The 16,472-nt window shown below is 39.3% G+C and carries 13 protein-coding genes; 2 read left to right on the top strand and 11 right to left on the bottom strand.

Annotated features, from left to right (window positions below; all coding sequences use genetic code 11):
- Positions 1 to 5: 5 nt before the first annotated feature.
- The 9 genes from IV512_RS00630 to IV512_RS00590 all read right to left on the bottom strand — a co-directional run bounded on the left by IV512_RS00630 (position 6) and on the right by IV512_RS00590 (position 11,192).
- Positions 6 to 1,184, bottom strand: coding sequence for an OmpA family protein (locus tag IV512_RS00630; protein ID WP_209399683.1), 1,179 nt, complete (start codon positions 1,182 to 1,184; stop codon positions 6 to 8).
- Between the two features lie 129 nt (positions 1,185 to 1,313).
- Positions 1,314 to 1,811: a hypothetical protein gene (locus IV512_RS00625; RefSeq protein WP_209399681.1), complete on the bottom strand. Its 498-nt coding sequence runs from the start codon at positions 1,809 to 1,811 to the stop codon at positions 1,314 to 1,316.
- Entirely contained in the window at positions 1,768 to 2,913 is a 1,146-nt protein-coding gene (gene bshA / locus IV512_RS00620) for an N-acetyl-alpha-D-glucosaminyl L-malate synthase BshA (RefSeq protein ID WP_209399679.1), read from the bottom strand. The genes IV512_RS00625 and bshA overlap by 44 nt, the downstream gene beginning before the upstream one ends.
- A 91-nt stretch (positions 2,914 to 3,004) precedes the next feature.
- On the bottom strand, positions 3,005 to 5,917 hold the full coding sequence (locus IV512_RS00615) for a glycoside hydrolase family 3 N-terminal domain-containing protein (protein WP_209399677.1): 2,913 nt from the start codon (positions 5,915 to 5,917) through the stop codon (positions 3,005 to 3,007).
- Between the two features lie 105 nt (positions 5,918 to 6,022).
- Positions 6,023 to 6,505 (bottom strand): ABC transporter ATPase, encoded by a 483-nt coding sequence (locus IV512_RS00610; RefSeq protein ID WP_209399674.1) that lies wholly within the window; start codon positions 6,503 to 6,505, stop codon positions 6,023 to 6,025.
- Positions 6,506 to 6,563: 58 nt separating this feature from the next.
- Entirely contained in the window at positions 6,564 to 7,355 is a 792-nt protein-coding gene (locus IV512_RS00605; protein WP_209399672.1) for a (Fe-S)-binding protein, read from the bottom strand.
- A 57-nt stretch (positions 7,356 to 7,412) separates the two neighbouring features.
- Positions 7,413 to 8,738, bottom strand: coding sequence for a (Fe-S)-binding protein (locus IV512_RS00600; protein WP_209400677.1), 1,326 nt, complete (start codon positions 8,736 to 8,738; stop codon positions 7,413 to 7,415).
- The gene (locus IV512_RS00595) at positions 8,738 to 9,712 is read right to left on the bottom strand and encodes an MlaD family protein (protein ID WP_209399670.1); all 975 of its coding nucleotides are present in this window, start codon (positions 9,710 to 9,712) and stop codon (positions 8,738 to 8,740) included. The genes IV512_RS00600 and IV512_RS00595 overlap by 1 nt, the downstream gene beginning before the upstream one ends.
- A gap of 100 nt (positions 9,713 to 9,812) precedes the next feature.
- Positions 9,813 to 11,192, bottom strand: coding sequence for an N-acetylmuramoyl-L-alanine amidase (locus IV512_RS00590; protein ID WP_209399668.1), 1,380 nt, complete (start codon positions 11,190 to 11,192; stop codon positions 9,813 to 9,815).
- 104 nt (positions 11,193 to 11,296) lie between these two features.
- On the opposite strand from IV512_RS00590, the gene IV512_RS00585 reads away from it, so the two are divergent.
- The gene (locus IV512_RS00585) at positions 11,297 to 14,050 is read left to right on the top strand and encodes a putative LPS assembly protein LptD (RefSeq protein WP_209399665.1); all 2,754 of its coding nucleotides are present in this window, start codon (positions 11,297 to 11,299) and stop codon (positions 14,048 to 14,050) included.
- 16 nt (positions 14,051 to 14,066) lie between these two features.
- Complete coding sequence (locus tag IV512_RS00580; protein ID WP_209399663.1) at positions 14,067 to 14,447, top strand: RidA family protein; 381 nt, start codon at positions 14,067 to 14,069, stop codon at positions 14,445 to 14,447.
- Positions 14,448 to 14,524: 77 nt separating this feature from the next.
- Here the strand turns inward: IV512_RS00580 and IV512_RS00575 are convergent, their stop codons facing one another.
- Positions 14,525 to 15,376 carry an N-acetylglucosamine kinase gene (locus IV512_RS00575; protein ID WP_100869000.1) on the bottom strand — a complete coding sequence of 284 codons (852 nt, stop codon included), beginning with the start codon at positions 15,374 to 15,376 and terminating at the stop codon, positions 14,525 to 14,527.
- A gap of 80 nt (positions 15,377 to 15,456) precedes the next feature.
- Positions 15,457 to 16,458 (bottom strand): type I glyceraldehyde-3-phosphate dehydrogenase, encoded by a 1,002-nt coding sequence (gene gap / locus IV512_RS00570; protein WP_209399661.1) that lies wholly within the window; start codon positions 16,456 to 16,458, stop codon positions 15,457 to 15,459.
- Positions 16,459 to 16,472: the final 14 nt, after the last annotated feature.

Here is a 16,472-nt window from a genome sequence, read left to right as displayed (position 1 = left end):
CTTTCCTAGAATTTAGTGATGACAAAATCAGATCTTCGATTAACCTTATGTTTCTCTTCATCACAATAAATAGTATCATCACATTCGTTTAGCAGTTCTTCTTCTCCTTTCGCCTGTGCCTGCAGTCTTTCTTTTGAAACCCCTAATGTTAATAGGTATTTCAAGGTTCTTTCAACCCTTCTTTCCGATAACCAGTTATTGTATTCATTAGTTCCCCTTGAATCTGTATGTGAAGAAATTTCAAGTTTTAGCTGAGGATATTTCTTCATAACATTTGAAAGTCCTTTCAAAACTTCTTTAGAGTCTTCAGAAAGATACGATGAGTTTAGAGCGAAGTAAACATGCCCTAGGGCTTTAATTTCATTCACAATACGCTTTTTTCTGGCGTTTTCAGCTGCAAGTTTAGCTTCTTCGATAGCTTTTTGTTCAGCTAACATTTTTTTTCTGGCCAATTCTTGAGCTAAAGCTTCTTCTGAACGGTTAATAGCTTCTAAGGAATCTTGTTTTCTTTGTCTCGCTTCTTCTAGAGCTTCGATTTGAGCAAGTCTTTCTTCCCCTTTCTGAGATAGTTCTTTTTCAATTCCAAATCTATAGACTACACTAGCAGCGTGCTGTAAGTGATTGGTACCAATATTACCCATTCTCCATTTACCAGAAGAATTTAAGTCCAAAGCTATTTTTTCGGTTATCCAAGTCCTTAATCCCACTACCGCGTTATAAGTACCTCTCGGCTCCTCCCTAGCTGATGTATAGCCCAGCCCCACACCTATATATGGGTCAAACCAAGAATCTCTACCGAACAACTTCATTAAATCATAAGTTATTCTAGAGTCTATAGCATAATAGTCCATTTCCTCTTGATTAATCTCACCGTCAATCAATTTACCTACTTTATATTTATTATAAGATCCGATAGCTTCCACACCGAGCCCACTTTTAAAATATCTGCCAATATTTATTCGCGATGGATAAGGGAGGGCGTTCCATTGGTCACTGACAGAGAAAAGCTCATCAAATACATCCCCCGAATCATCAATTATATTATATCCGATACCAATATGCCAAGAACGGGCAATCACACTATCTTTTGAAGTTAAGTGAATCTCATATTCTTTATCTTGCGAGTAAGAAGATTGAGATATAAGGCAAAGTAAAGCCAGAGTGACTTTTATAAAATGATTCATAACCGATAAGATTTGGGCGTTCTCTATACAAAAATACCCGGTACTCATCAAGTATTTAAAAAAAGCATGTGAATTACATTGATTCTCGTCGGAATGCACCTAACGGCATGTGAACCACTAATCTAAGTCTTATTTGATTACCACCTTTTTATCCATTTTGTTCAATAGGTATATTGAAAAGGGCACCAGCATTGTAGAGCTAGACTCTCTGATGAAGTCATTCTCCCTTTCAATTAGTATAAGTGAATCTTGAGTTGATTTGCTGAGAACCAACTGGGAAGTGGTGTTGGCATTAAAATTCCGATGCCTATAAAATAGTAACATATTCGTTGAAAAATCTACCTTGAGAAGCGGAAGCCCAGGTTTTCTGGTACTATTGATCTTTGAGTACAACTTCTGAAGACTTTTAAAGTCTCTAATGACCAATACACGTTCCACACTAGTACTATCAATATAATCCCTCGAAAGCAGTGTCAAGGTGGATTTCGCTAAGTCACTTTTGCCTAAAATTTGATTTGGTTTGTTTTTTTGCCCTTTACAGGATAAGGCAACGAAAACCAATAAAATTAATAGCCATGATATTTTAACCGTAAGTTTTGTCGAACCTACTTTTATATGCTTCTTCATAAAGACTTTCGTACAACGGTAGAACTTTAAGAATGTCAAATCTTTGAGCCGATTCTCCTGCATTCTGTTTAAACTTTTCAAGGACCTCGTCATCACCTAAAATTTTAAGAGCATTTTTGGCCATTTCCTCCACGTCTCCCACATCACTCAAAAACCCGGTGACCCCTTCAATATTCACCTCAGGAATTCCTCCGGCGTTACTTGAAATGACCGGCACCTTATTTATCATGGCTTCTAGAGCGGCAAGACCGAAACTTTCTGATTCTGAAGGTAGCAAAAACAAATCTGAGAAACATAGTATTCGATCTATTTCGTTACTATTACCCAAAAAGATTACTTTATCCGAAATTCCCAAGGTATCGCACAACCGTTCTGCAACCTCCTTTTGAGGCCCCTCGCCTACCATTAGCAATTTGGCGGGTATTTCTTTCTGAACACGATAAAACACTTCCACAACATCAGGTATTCGCTTTACTTTTCTGAAATTGCTGATATGCGTAATGATTTTTTCATGCTCTTCTGCCATAAGTGAACGCTGGCAATCGGTAAACGTAGTGCTATACTTCTTTTTATCTATAAAGTTCGGCACCACTTTAATCTCCTTTCTGATATCAAAAAACTCCAAGGTTCTTTGTTTGAGATTTTCAGAAACCGAAGTAACTACATCAGACTGGTTAATACTGAAGGTAACCGCAGGTTTATAAAATGGATGTTTACCCACTAAAGTAATGTCGGTACCATGAAGCGTTGTAATCATAGGTACATAAATACCTTCTTCTTCCAACATCTTCTTGGCCATATAACCAGCGTACGCATGGGGTATAGCATAATGTACGTGAAGCAAATCTATATGGTGAAGCTTAATTGTATCGACCAGTTTACTGGAAAGTGCCAGTTCATAAGGTTGATAATGAAAAAGGGGGTATTCAGGTACGTGAACTTCATGAAAATGAATGTTGGTACTCAACAAACTTAAACGCACCGGCTGGCGGTAGGTAACAAAATGTACCTCGTGCCCCCTATCGGCAAGGGCTATACCTAATTCGGTAGCAACCACTCCACTACCTCCAAAGGTAGGGTAACAAACAATAGCTATTTTCATCGTTCAAATTTAACCAAAACTACAATCTATGTCGGTAATGGTACTCCGTAATTTCAAAACGAATTAGTTAAGGTTTAGTTAAGATAACCACCTAGTTTTCTATAGCGTCATAGATAGCCTTTTGAATTCGGGTACGAAGACCAGATTTCACCAAAAGTGTGTTTGATGCTGAGGGGTATGTTCTATTGGATAGAAAAACGTATACCAATTCTTCCTCCGGGTCAGCCCATGTGTAGGTACCTGTAAAGCCACTATGCCCGAAACTTTTTCTTGATACACAACCACAGGTAGGGCCTTTGTCTTCTAATTGAGGCTTATCGAACCCTACACCCCGTCTCACCTTTTTATCACAGAAATAACAGGTGTTGAATTTTTTCACCGTTCTCGAATCTAAAAATCGGGTACCACCGTAGGTACCGCCTTGAAGGTACATTTGCATAATTTTTCCTACATCTTCGGCATTGCTAAAAAGTCCGGCATGCCCCCCTACTCCGCCCTGCATTGCAGCACCCATATCATGAACATACCCTTGAACGGTCCCGTATCGATAATACTTATCTTCTTCTGAAGGTACTATTCTGTCTTTCGGTATTCTATTTAATGGATTATAACCTGTATTGGAGGCACCAATCGGTGTATAAAGAAAATCTTCCACTAACTTATCAAGCGGTTTTCCTTTTTTGTCCTCTATATACTTTTTCATGACATAGTAAGCTACATCACTATATCTATATCGATTCGATTTTAAATCTTGACGACCAATACGGTTATAGATTGAATCTTTATAGGCATCGGTTAAGTACAGTTTATCGGTAACCTTTATGGAGTAGCCGTCCATAGGAGCTTCTCGATAGAACTCTTTCGAAGGTTTTCGGTTCTTATCTAAAGTATCTACATAAAATGCAATCCATGCGGGCAACCTTCCGTAATGGGATAAGGCTTTTAGGACAGTAACATCTTTCAATTCAGATTCAGCGTATTCAGGAATTAAATCTTGAAAAGTATCGTTTAAGGCAATATCTCCATCCTCTTCCATTTTCATAACCATGGGCAGTGTTCCCAGTATTTTTGTGATGGATGCCAAATCGTAAATATGGTCAGTTGTAATACTATCTTTTGAGTCATAAGTTGGCTTACCAAACCCCTTGTTATAAACAACCTTACCCTTACGGGCAATCATCACCTGTGCTCCCGGAAACATTAACGAATCTAAACCATGCTTCACCAAAGTATCGACCTCTGCCAATTTTTCAAGATTAAAACCGACCCTCTCAGGATAACTATAACCTAATCTTAGAAGCGATTTCAACTCGATCTGGGTATTGACTGGAAATTCTCTATGTGACGATACCGGAAGCTTTCCTTTTGCAGGTATTGCTCCAAAAATAAGTTCCGCAGCTTTTTTTTGAGCCAATTCACTGTTCTGATAGGCCACTACTACCCCGTCTATGCTTTTAAAACTTGTAATGTCAAGCAAGGCATAAGGTTTAGCGAAAACAGACAAAATAAGGTTGGAGCTTCTCATCTCAGCAATCTCCTGAAGCCAAAGCTGTTCCTTTTGGGTAAGTTTATAAGGTTTCCAAGGGCTTTCGTTGCTTTTATGGTGCCCGACAATCACTAAATTATAGTTCTTTAATTTACCTTTAAGGGTGGCAATATCTTTGGCATTTACTTGAGTAACCTTTGCATATTTGTTCAGGGTTTCCAAAAACGGATCGCTTTCAGCATCGCCCAACTTAACAAATGCTATCTTTTTATTTTCTAAACGTTTAATACCCATTAAGAAAAAATTATTCTTAACTACGGTAATCGCATTCTCAATAGCCTCTTCATACAGCATATCATCTGAACGGGAGTTCAAATCTTCAAATAAGTTTTGCTCTTCGATCGGCTGGTAATCATTGAGACCTACCTTATATTTTGCCAAAAGTATCTTCTTTACCGAGTGGGCTAATCGCTCATCTGTAATTTTCCCTTTTTTATATGCCTTCGTCAACTTTTCTTTAGCTTTTTCCACATCCGTAGGCATAAGTAAAATATCGTTACCGGCCATGAAGGCAGCCAACTCGGCATCGCCGTTTTTACCATGATCGGTAACACCTTTCATATTTAATGCATCGGTAAATACCAGACCCTCGAAACACATTCTTTCTTTGAGTAGTCCCGTGATTATTTGTTCCGATAATGAGGATGGTAGTTCTTTTTTAAGTTCAAGGGCGGGCACTTCTAGATGTGCGACCATAACACTACTTAAGCCCTCTTCAATCAATCTTCGAAATGGATATAGTTCAACACTGTCAAGTCTAGCCTCAGTAAAATTGATTACGGGCAAAGCGTGATGTGAATCTGTAGCCGTATCGCCATGACCGGGAAAATGTTTTCCGCTAGAAAGTACACCCGCTCTCTCCATACCCTTCATAAAGGCAATACCTTTTTCCGCCACATTCTCTCTGTCCTCGCCAAATGAGCGATTACCGATGATAGGGTTTTTGGGGTTTATATTAATATCTAAATCAGGTGCAAAATTAATATGCACCCCCAAACGCTTGGCATGTTCGCCAATACGCTCGCCAACTTTGGCCACTATGGTATTATCAGTAATGGCGCCCAACGTCATATTCCAAGGAAAAGCGTAGGTAGAATCAAGCCGCATGGCCAGACCCCACTCCGCATCCATACCGATTAGTAACGGAGTTTCTGAAGCCGCCTGAAATTCATTGGTCAGTTTTGCTTGTCGAACAGGGCCCCCGGTTGAAAATATCACACCGCCTATTTTCTGATTCTCAATTAGATTCTTTACTCCGTCAGTTGCTACTTTACTTTGGTCTGAGGCTACCATGACCATAAAGAGCTGACCTAGTTTTTCATCTAAGGTCATGTTATTATATTTTGAATCTACCCATTTTTGCTGCGCCAAACTATCTTTGACCAACAATGGATTTTTCTGTGCAGAAGCACCTAAAAACACTAAGAAGAATAAAGGGAAAAGTAATAAAAATCGCATAGTAAGAACAGGTCTATGGCAATAACTGAAAACTAAAAAAAATATTGCATTTCATCGGATACTTATAATGAAATCAATACTTCGAAATGGTTGTAGTACGAATAGTTACATGAAGCGTGAATGCCAACTTTCGGCCGCAGGCACCTCCCAATGATCTTCATACTCTTGTTTATTGTTCACAAGGTTATTAAAAACAATAGTATTTTTTGAAACCGCTTTTTGTTTTGCCATTTTTTTAAAGTCTATTAGAGGCTTGTAGGCAATATATTCTCCTTGCTTATAAGAGACGTTCATTTTATCTAACAGTTCAACATCATATTTTTTTTCTAAATGTTGAATAAAACGGACCGACGTGTCAATAGAACAACCTGAAGCCGAGGTTTGTGACTGATCAAGACCGATAATAATAAATCGCTTATACCTGATTTCATACCCCGCACTCAACGAACTTCCGTGGGCTGTCCACTCTTTGATAAACTCGTTTAACTCACTTTGAATTTCTGTCAATTCACTATCGGTAAATGACCGATTGGCCTGGTAGATCCAAACGCGAGAAGTTTCAGGCAATTTTTCAAATTCTACTAACATGTTCTCATTTAATTTGAGGGTTTCACTCCATCCTATTCAAAAACAATACCAATCGAGACTATAAATTTTCTGCCGAAGCGATAAGCTCTGCAATATCCATAACCGCAACGGAATCTTCTTTTTCCTTATTCTTTACACCATCTGTCATCATCGTATTACAGAACGGACAAGCCGCCGCAATAATTTCAGGTTCAACCTCCATAGCCTGTTCCGTACGTTCAATATTTACATCTTTATCACCTTCTTCGGGCTCTTTAAACATCTGTGCCCCACCGGCACCACAACAAAGACCTCGTTGCTTACAGCTTTTCATCTCTACCAGTTCGGCATCAAGTTTTCTTATCAACTCTCTCGGGGCCTCAAATATATTATTTGCCCTACCCAAGTAACAGGGATCATGGTACGTAATTCTTTTACCTTTGAATTTGCCACCTTCTAAAGATATGCGTCCTTCTTCAAACAGTTGTTTCAAAAATTGCGTATGGTGAACGACTTCATATTTACCACCTAAACCAGGGTACTCATTTTTAATGGTGTTAAAGCAATGGGGACAGGCAGTAACAATTTTCTTGATTTCATAGGCGTTCATTACCTCTATATTGGTCATTGCCTGCATCTGAAACAAAAATTCATTACCGGCTCGTTTGGCAGGGTCGCCGGTACAACTTTCTTCGGTACCCAACACGGCAAAAGATACATTGGCCTTTGTTAATAATTGAACGAAAGCTTTTGTTATTTTCTTTGCCCTATCATCAAAACTACCTGCACAACCCACCCAAAACAATACTTCGGGACTCTTGCCTGCCGCAAATAATTCGGCCATCGTTGGAACTTTCAGTTCTTCTGCCATTATTCAAATTCTATTTCACTTAATAATCATTATTCGGAGTAAAGAGATATGTAATCTCTAGTCTTCATTGGCCCAATTCAATCGATCCATCTGATTGAACGGCCATGGGGCTCCATTATTCTCTACGTTACCCATCATATTATTTAAATCAGTCGGTGCCGCTGATTGCTCCATAACCAAATATTGACGCATATCCATAATTATGGATAAAGGGTCGATACTTACCGGACATGCCTGCACACAGGCATTGCATGTGGTGCACGCCCAAAGCTCCTCTCGGGTAATATAATTATCGAGCAATTGATTGTTATCTTCTACAAATTTACCTTTGTTGGCTTCTAAATTCTTACCTACTTCCTCTAATCGGTCTCGAGTATCCATCATTATCTTTCTCGGAGAAAGTTTCTTTCCGGTCTGGTTTGCCGGGCACTCATCGGTGCACCTACCGCATTCAGTACAGGTATAGGCATTAAGTAGTTGAACCCAGTTTAAATCCGTAACATCAGAAGCGCCAAATTTTTCAGGTTCGGCAGCATCTTCCGCAGGTGCGGCAAAAGGGTCTGCCGATGGGTCTAACATTAACTTCACTTCTTCGGTGACCGCATCCAAGTTTTTAAACTGACCTTTCGGTTTAACTTTACCATAATAGGTATTTGGGAAAGCCAATAAAATATGTAAGTGCTTTGAATAATAGAGATAGTTCAAAAAGAACAGAATGCCCACAATATGCAACCACCAAGCTATTCGCTCTACAACTATCAAAGAAGAGATGGACAACCCTTCGAAAAGCGGGGCAATAATTTGGCTTATAGGAAAAGCGCCTGCTTTTGTATAATGAGCAGCGTCTAATTGCTGTAATTGATAATCAGCTGCATTCATGGTCAGAAACAAAATCATCAATACCAATTCTATATATAGAATCATATTGCCATCTTGCTTGGGCCAACCTTTCATTTCTGGTTTGATAAATCTTTTAAGCCGAATAATATTTCTTCTCACCCAAAATGCAGAAACCGAAATAATCACCAATAATGCCAACACCTCAAATGAAGCGATGAGCACATCATATAACACCCCTAAAGAACCGAAAATACGATGTGTACCCAAAAGCCCATCAATTATTATTTCAAGAACCTCAATATTAATGACGATAAAGCCTACGTAGACAATTACATGTAATATACCAGCTATTGGTCGTACTACCATTTTAGTCTGGCCAAGGGCAATTTTAGCCATATTTCTCCAACGCTGGCCAGTATTATCAGAGACATCGACATCTTTACCCAATTTGATGTTTCTTCTGAGTCGGTTCACATTTCTAGTGAAATAACCGATACCCGCAACCAGTACAAAGGCAAATATAATATTAGGAAGATATTCCATCATTGATTCTCTACATTAGGCTTTGCCGCAGGATCTTCTTCCGGTAGCTCATATTCCTTTTGCTTTTTACCAAATACCGAAACGTTAACATAGCGTTTGGGGTTCAAACGAAAATCTTGCAATAACAGGTCTAACTCACGTGAGGCGTTATTTAAATTCTCATAAAGTTCTTCGTCCTTAGTGAGTTTACCTAAGGTACCCTGACCACTCTCAATTCGCGCCATCAATGTATTCAGGTTTGCCATACTTGATTCTAAATTTGCTAAGGTTCTACCTAAACCAGCATTATTCAGTGAATCTGACAACTTCGAAAAATTTGCGGTAAGCGCTTCAAAATTCTTTAAAGAACCTTCAAGCTTACCCTCATTAGTGCTCAAGATCCTGTTCAAGACCTCTGCACTTCTTTGAAAGCTTGCTACTGTAGAATTGAGTCCGCTCAATGTTTCACGTAAATCTCTTCTTGCTTTATCGTCTAGAACGTCATTTACGTTTCTAAGCAGCGTATCGGCATTGGTCATCGCCCCCTCCACCTTTTTCTGTAATGGCGTCAATTGTTTTTGAACCAATTGAGTAAGTCCCGGTTGCGTTTGACTTGGTAGCGTATCGCCTGTCTTGGCTATAGGCGAACCATCGAATACGGGTTTGATCTGTATACCCTTTCCACCGATAATACCGGTATCATACAATTCTGCTAAACTTTGCTTTGAAAACTCAAAATCGCTTTTCACAAAAAGAGTAACCGCTAGACTGCCTCCTCGGTCTTTAAAACTTATATCCGTTACATTGCCCACCGTAAAACCGTTGACGGTAACCGGAGTACCAACCTGAAGACCACCTACATCTTTATAGACGGCATATATCGTCTTGCCGTTCTCAAACAAAGGTGATGATTTCAAATAGCTAAAGCCTAAAATGAACAAGAGTATACCGCCAATTACGACAATGCCTGTTTTAATTTCCCTGGATAGTTTCAAAAGAATAGATTTTGGGGTTAATAGCGACTATTTAAAATCTAAGGGTTCTTAACAAAATTAGAAATAAAATATGGAAGGTTATTATTTATCTTCTCTAAAGCTATTTTAAACTGTCTTTAAAGGGAATCCGCTCTCCATTTTTATAGGCCACTATATAGGAAGTCGTATACCCCTTTTGATCGGCATTACGCTTCATCATCTTGGCCTCCTCTAAAGACTGCGTACTTCCATACACATACCTATACAAATTTTTAAAAGGTTCTTTTGCCACGCGATTCAGACCATTGAAAGATTCAGGTCTTAAAGGTAAGTTCTTCGCACTTGCCATAATCTGAATTTTATAAATAATGGTAGACTTATCCGACTTTTCTTTTTCGGCAATGGCAATTTTATCATTTTCCTCTGCGGCAACTGGCTTTGTGTCTAGAGAAACCACCTCTGACTTTTTCTTATTTGCAGCCTCTTCAATGATTTGTGCAGCCTCCTTTTCAGCCTTAGAATTATTAGGTTTCTCGATAAGTTCGTTTGAAGCTATCAAATCTTTTTCTTTTCTAGATTCAGATTTTTGGGCTATATCACTTTTCTTTTTCTCAACCTCTTTCTTTACCGGTTTTTTAACCTCTTTTAGAGGTGCAGGAACCTCCACAACACTAGAACCCATATCTGCCCTATTCGCTTGGGCAGTGTTTTTGTAATCAACAATTGCTTCTGCAATAGAGGTACCCATTTCAGATTGGCCTTTTTTCGAATTAAGATAAGCCCCTTCTTGCTTATTGGTCAAAAAACCGGTCTCTACCAGAACACTTGGCATAAAAGTTTGATGTAACACAATAAAACCGGCTTGCTTCACTTTGCGGTCGGTACGTTTTAGTTTGTTCGAAAAATTATCTTGGATCACTTTTGCCAGCCCAATGCTATTATCTAAAAACTCTTCTTGCATTATGGTCAAGCCGATAACCGACTCTGGTGAGTTAATATCATAATCGGCATATCGCTTTTGATAATTGTCTTCTAAATAAATTACCGAGTTCTCTTTTTTAGCAACTTCAAAGTTCTGCTTATTGGCGTGCAGCCCTAAAACAAAGGTGCCTGCACCATGAGCATTTGAAGTGTGCGAATCACAATGTACCGACACAAAAACATCGGCATTGGCCTTGTTCGCAATTTCACCTCTAACATATAGGTCGACGAAAGTATCATCCTTACGCGTATAGATAACTTTAATATTGGGGTCTTTCTCTAAAATTTCACCGGCCTTGAGTACGATATTCAATGCAATATTCTTCTCTAAATATCCATTTCCTAAATTACCAGGATCGTGCCCCCCATGACCAGCATCTAAAACAACGACGAATTTCTCGTCGTTTTGTAATGTATCAGTACTTTTGCCAAAAGATATAAGTGGCGAGCTAAATGTTATGGCAAGAAGTAAACAAAACTCTATTGCATGCACGCTCACACTGTATTTCAAAGCTTTCATTATGGTTAAATTTATGGTAACACCCTATCAGGGGAAGAAAAAATATATGTAAGTTTGACCTCCGAAAGCCAAGCCAAACGCTTACAAAAATAGGATATATAGCCTTGCAATCAAACAAACAGCTTTTTCTTTTACTGGCATTGCTATTGGTCGGCACTCTTTCGGTCACTGCCCAAGAAGATGGTATCATTCCCTTACCGATTAAGGCTGAGAGCGATACACTTGTGGCTCCCCTCTTTCCTGGCCCTATAAAAAGCAATTCGACACAAAAAGACTCGACCGCTAAAGACACGCTAAAAAGACAGCCGGGCCTACTTCTTGATAAAATCAAATACAAGGCTAAAGATTATGTAAAACTTAGTCAGAAAGACCAGAAAATATACCTCTATAATGAAGCTGAGATCTATTATCAAGATACCGAACTGAAGGCAGGTATTATTATAATGGATTATGTGAAGAATGAAGTCTACGCGGGCCGTATGAAAGATTCATTGGGCAATTACACGCAACTGCCCTACTTCAAACAAGGGGATAACGAAGTTAGACCTGACAGTATTCGCTTCAATTTTGATACGGAGAAGGCACTTATCTTTAATTCAAGAACAGAGCAACAAGCAGGTCTGGGCCAATTGGGTAGCGACGCCATGAAAGTGTATGCCGAGATTACGAAAAAAGAAAATGACTCGGTATACTTTATGAACGAAGCCAAAATAACGACTTCAAAAGATACGGTGAATCCCGATTATTACATACGCATTCGCAAAGCCAAATTTGTACCGAAGAAGAAAGTCATCGCTGGTTTCAGTAATCTTTACATTGCCGATGTGCCTACACCTGTCGCATTGCCATTTGCTTATTTTCCATTGACCGTTGGCCGAACGGCTGGTCTAATGATGCCAACATTCGGTAATGACCCCAACCGCGGATATTTTTTACAGAATGGTGGTTACTACTTGCCTTTTAGCGAATATGCAGATTTAACCCTAACCGGTGATTTTTACACGAATGGAAGCTATGGGTTCAGAACTGCCACCGTTTATACCAAAAGATATAGATACCGGGGCAATATTAATTTTCGGTATGAAAATTTGGTCACCAGTCAGAGAGGGTTTGACGATTACGCCAATTCCAAAGTTTGGAATATTCAAGTATCGCATTCGCAAGACACAAAAGCGAGTCCCAACTCTCGATTTTCAGCCAGTGTGAATTTGGGTAGTAGTTCGTATTATCAAAACTCGCTGAACCAAGTAAACCTGCCCCTTACACAAAATAACAATTTATCATCATCGATTTCGTATTCTAAGACCTTCCCGAATTATCCTTCGGTGAATATGAGTTTGACGGCAACGCATTCACAAAATACAAGTGCATCGGCGAGGGCGAACCCTGACCAAGATAATATTCAAATGACCCTACCTACCTTTCAGGCAAGTATGGAGCGAATATTTCCCTTCGCAAAAAGAGATGGCATCAAAAAAGGAGCTTTACAGAACATTAATTTTCAATACGATGTAAACGCACGTAACCAACTGACCACCAATGATGAAGATTTTTTAAAAGCTGCCATGTTCGATGACGCCAAAGTGGGGGCCCGACATCGAATACCCATTAGCACCAACTTTAAGGTCGCCAAATTTTTTAGTGTTAGTATGGGCGGAAGTTATGAAGATGTTTGGGCACTTGAAACCTACCGACAACGCTACGAGCTGGGCGAAGAAGACGACAGGGGAGCTGTAGTACGTGACACTATTCCCGGTTTTGACCGATACAATAAGTATAACTTAAGTGCCAGTGTCGGTACAACTGTCTACGGTACTTTCAATTTCGGTGAAGACAAAAAGATTCAAGCGATAAGACACGTCATGAGACCTTCTTTGAGCTACGGCTATGCACCTTCTTTTGACCAATTTTACGATGAATACTTGAACAACGATACCGGAGAAGTTGTTCAATATAGTCGTTTTGAAGGCACTTTGAACGGCGCACCCAGTTTAGGAAAATCGAATAGTTTGAGCTTCTCTTTAGCAAACACCTTAGAGGCCAAGGTAACCGACAAAGACTCGACTGCCTTAGAGGCTAAAAAGGTTTCCATTCTCAATAACTTCAATATTTCTACGGGATACAATTTTGAATCTGATTCGTTGAGATTAAGCCCCTTAAGAGTGAATGGAGGTACGAACATTATCAATAATAAAATGTCGATAAACTTCTCCGCAGGCCTTGACCCCTATGCGATAGACAATAACGGAAGACGTATCGAAAAGTTCAATATAGATAATGGTGGAAGTCTCTTTCGCTTAACCCAGGCCAATATTAATGTCGGCTATTCTATTGATAGCGAAACCTTCGGAAAAAAGAAAAAAGAGGAAGAAGAGGAGGATGAAGACGAACCAGGTGCCTATGACTACGTAGCACAAAGTGGTGGTCGAGACGATGACCTTTTTGGGCGATCGGATAATTACAACAATCGCCTTATAGAGGATGAATATGGCGACCGCGATGAGGATGAGGATATCGAAAACCCACCCTATGCAACCAAAATACCATGGAATTTTAGATTGGCCTATTCTGCCTCTTACCTTAATTCGGCACGCCAAAATGAATTCAGTAGCCATTCGTTAATGTTCTCCGGCGATATTGAACTTTCCCCTCGATGGAAAGTGGGTGGCTCATCCGGATACGATTTTAAGAACAAAGGCTTCACTCTCACACAATTGCGTTTTGAACGGGACCTGAAAAGTTTTAGAATGAATTTTAACTGGACCCCCTTTGGCACCTATAGCCGTTGGTACTTTTTTATCGGAATCAAGAGCTCTATCTTGAGCGACCTCAAATGGGAAAATAGAAGTCAAAATTAAAAATCTAGAATTGACTATGAAAAAAATCATAAACACCTCTAAAGCACCTGCCCCTATCGGGCCTTATAACCAAGCAGTTCTTGCTGGAGATACGTTATACATTTCCGGTCAGATACCCATGAATGCCGAAACGGGCGAATTGGTCAACGGCGATATCAAAGCGGAGACCACCCAATCAATGGAAAATTTAAAAAGTATACTTAGCGAAGCTAATATGAGCTTTGAAAATGTGGTCAAAAGCAGCATCTTTCTCAAAGACATGAACCAATTTTCAGAAGTGAACGAAATCTATGGTTCTTATTTTAATGCGGAAACTGCGCCAGCACGGGAAACCGTTGAAGTAGCCAACCTACCAAAATTTGTAAATGTTGAAATTTCAATGATTGCGGTTAAGTAAACATTTTTTCGAAAGTCTAGATAATACAAAAGGCCCATTTACGGGCCTTTTTCTTTTTTGGTGATCTAGCTAAAACGTTAGAGTGTTTCTCGATGAAACTCCATAAGACCTTCGATTGGTCGTTGACGAATTACCCCAACAATCAAATCATTTCGCTCTAATACCGTAGTCAATTCATCTTTTAAATAATGCGCAATACTGCCCACAAAATTTATCGGCACCTTCGTGGCCAATTCGAATTGCATGATATAATTATTCACAAACTGCTGGAAACCTTTGTCAATAACACCCTTACAATACGGATGGTTCTTATTCTCGATCAAAAACCTCGCAAAGGTCGCTAGGTATGTGTTCGGGTTCGGCTGTTTGTATAAGTTTTCTTTAATAACATCTGGATCAAGATCGTATTCTTTAGCGAACTTGATACCCAGATCTTGAGGTATTTTATGAAAGTAATAATCCCTTATCAATTTTCTTCCGAAGAAATTACCACTACCATCATCCATAGGAATATAGCCTAACGAAGTGACTTTTTGTATAAGTTGATGCCCATCATAATAACTACAATTGGATCCGGTACCTAAAATACAAACGATACCTTGATGCCCAATTTTAGTAGTAGAAAAGATAGCCGCGTAGGTATCTTCTTTGACATCGGCAATCGCATTAGGAAAAAAGTCTTTAAAAATGTTCTTCAGAAAAACCTTCATTCGATCGGTGCCACAACCTGCACCATAAAAATGAAGGCGTGTAACCTTTTCTTTGTTCTTTGAAAGTTCAAAATTATTGGCCAACCGGTCTTCTATAACCTCACGGGTCAAAACCTCGGGACTCAAGCCCAACGTTTGGGTCAAAAATAACTGCTCACCCTTTTCATCAAGGGCAATCCAGTCAGATTTGGTAGCTCCACTATCAACAATTAAAATCATAAATACTGTTTAAAAAAGAATCCTGAAAATAAGCAAATTTCGCCCATTTTCAGGATTCCATATTAAATACTTAAAAAAAATTACAAACTTGATACGTGTTGAGCCAAATCTACCATTTTATTGGAGAAACCTGCTTCATTATCATACCAGCTAATTAATTTAAAGAATTTAGAATTCAATTCAATTCCAGCACCAGCATCAAAAATACTTGTGCGCTTATCGCTAACGAAATCTTGTGAAACAAGAGCTTCTTCGGTATAACCTAAAACACCGGCCAACTCACCTTCTGAAGCTGCTTTAAAGACTTTTTTGATTTCTTCGTAAGAAGTATCTTTTTCAAGTTTTACCGTTAAATCAACAACTGAAACATCAGCAGTAGGAACTCTAAAAGCCATACCTGTCAATTTACCCTCTAATGCTGGTATAACCTTGGTTACAGCTTTTGCAGCACCGGTAGAAGCAGGTATAATGTTCAACATTGCACTTCTACCACCTCTCCAATCTTTCTTAGACGGGCCATCAACAGTCATCTGAGTAGCTGTCGTTGCGTGAACGGTAGTCATCAAAGCTTCTTCGATACCAAAATTATCGTGCAATACTTTAGCCAAAGGAGCTAAACAGTTCGTAGTACAAGATGCGTTCGATACGATTGTATCGGTAGATTTAACATCTTTATGGTTCACACCCATAACGAACATAGGCGCATCTTTAGATGGCGCAGAGATAACAACTTTCTTAGCTCCACCATCAATGTGGTATTGTGCAGTTTCAAGAGTTGTGAAGATACCGGTACACTCAGCAACGACCTCAGCACCAACGGCATCCCACTTTATACTTTTAGGATCACGTTCTGCAGTGATTCTTACGGTAATACCGTTTACAACAAGATTACCGTCTTGTATCTCAACGGTTCCTTCAAACTTACCGTGAACAGAATCATACTTCAAGAGGTAAGCAAGGTGCTCTACATCTAATAAGTCATTGATAGCGACTACATCTACACCCTCTCTTCTTACTGTTTCCCTGAAGACCAATCTTCCGATTCGGCCGAATCCGTTAATTCCTATTTTTAAATTTGACATGTGTTCTTGTTTTT

It is taken from the genome of Pseudozobellia sp. WGM2 (assembly GCF_017810075.1).
GTDB lineage: Bacteria > Bacteroidota > Bacteroidia > Flavobacteriales > Flavobacteriaceae > JADNYK01.
Note: the sequence above shows the minus strand (reverse complement) of the source record. Positions and strands in the feature narration are given on the sequence as shown.

What these genes read in the sequence shown, in the direction of transcription:
- IV512_RS00590 (WP_209399668.1), bottom strand. Translation starts at nt 11,192, where the DNA reads ATGAAAGCTTTGAAATACAGTGTGAGCGTGCATGCAATAGAGTTTTGT.
- IV512_RS00600 (WP_209400677.1), bottom strand. Translation starts at nt 8,738, where the DNA reads ATGGAATATCTTCCTAATATTATATTTGCCTTTGTACTGGTTGCGGGT.
- gap (WP_209399661.1), bottom strand. Translation starts at nt 16,458, where the DNA reads ATGTCAAATTTAAAAATAGGAATTAACGGATTCGGCCGAATCGGAAGA.
- IV512_RS00605 (WP_209399672.1), bottom strand. Translation starts at nt 7,355, where the DNA reads ATGGCAGAAGAACTGAAAGTTCCAACGATGGCCGAATTATTTGCGGCA.
- IV512_RS00610 (WP_209399674.1), bottom strand. Translation starts at nt 6,505, where the DNA reads ATGTTAGTAGAATTTGAAAAATTGCCTGAAACTTCTCGCGTTTGGATC.
- bshA (WP_209399679.1), bottom strand. Translation starts at nt 2,913, where the DNA reads ATGAAAATAGCTATTGTTTGTTACCCTACCTTTGGAGGTAGTGGAGTG.
- IV512_RS00630 (WP_209399683.1), bottom strand. Translation starts at nt 1,184, where the DNA reads ATGAATCATTTTATAAAAGTCACTCTGGCTTTACTTTGCCTTATATCT.
- IV512_RS00575 (WP_100869000.1), bottom strand. Translation starts at nt 15,376, where the DNA reads ATGATTTTAATTGTTGATAGTGGAGCTACCAAATCTGACTGGATTGCC.
- IV512_RS00615 (WP_209399677.1), bottom strand. Translation starts at nt 5,917, where the DNA reads ATGCGATTTTTATTACTTTTCCCTTTATTCTTCTTAGTGTTTTTAGGT.
- IV512_RS00625 (WP_209399681.1), bottom strand. Translation starts at nt 1,811, where the DNA reads ATGAAGAAGCATATAAAAGTAGGTTCGACAAAACTTACGGTTAAAATA.
- IV512_RS00580 (WP_209399663.1), top strand. Translation starts at nt 14,067, where the DNA reads ATGAAAAAAATCATAAACACCTCTAAAGCACCTGCCCCTATCGGGCCT.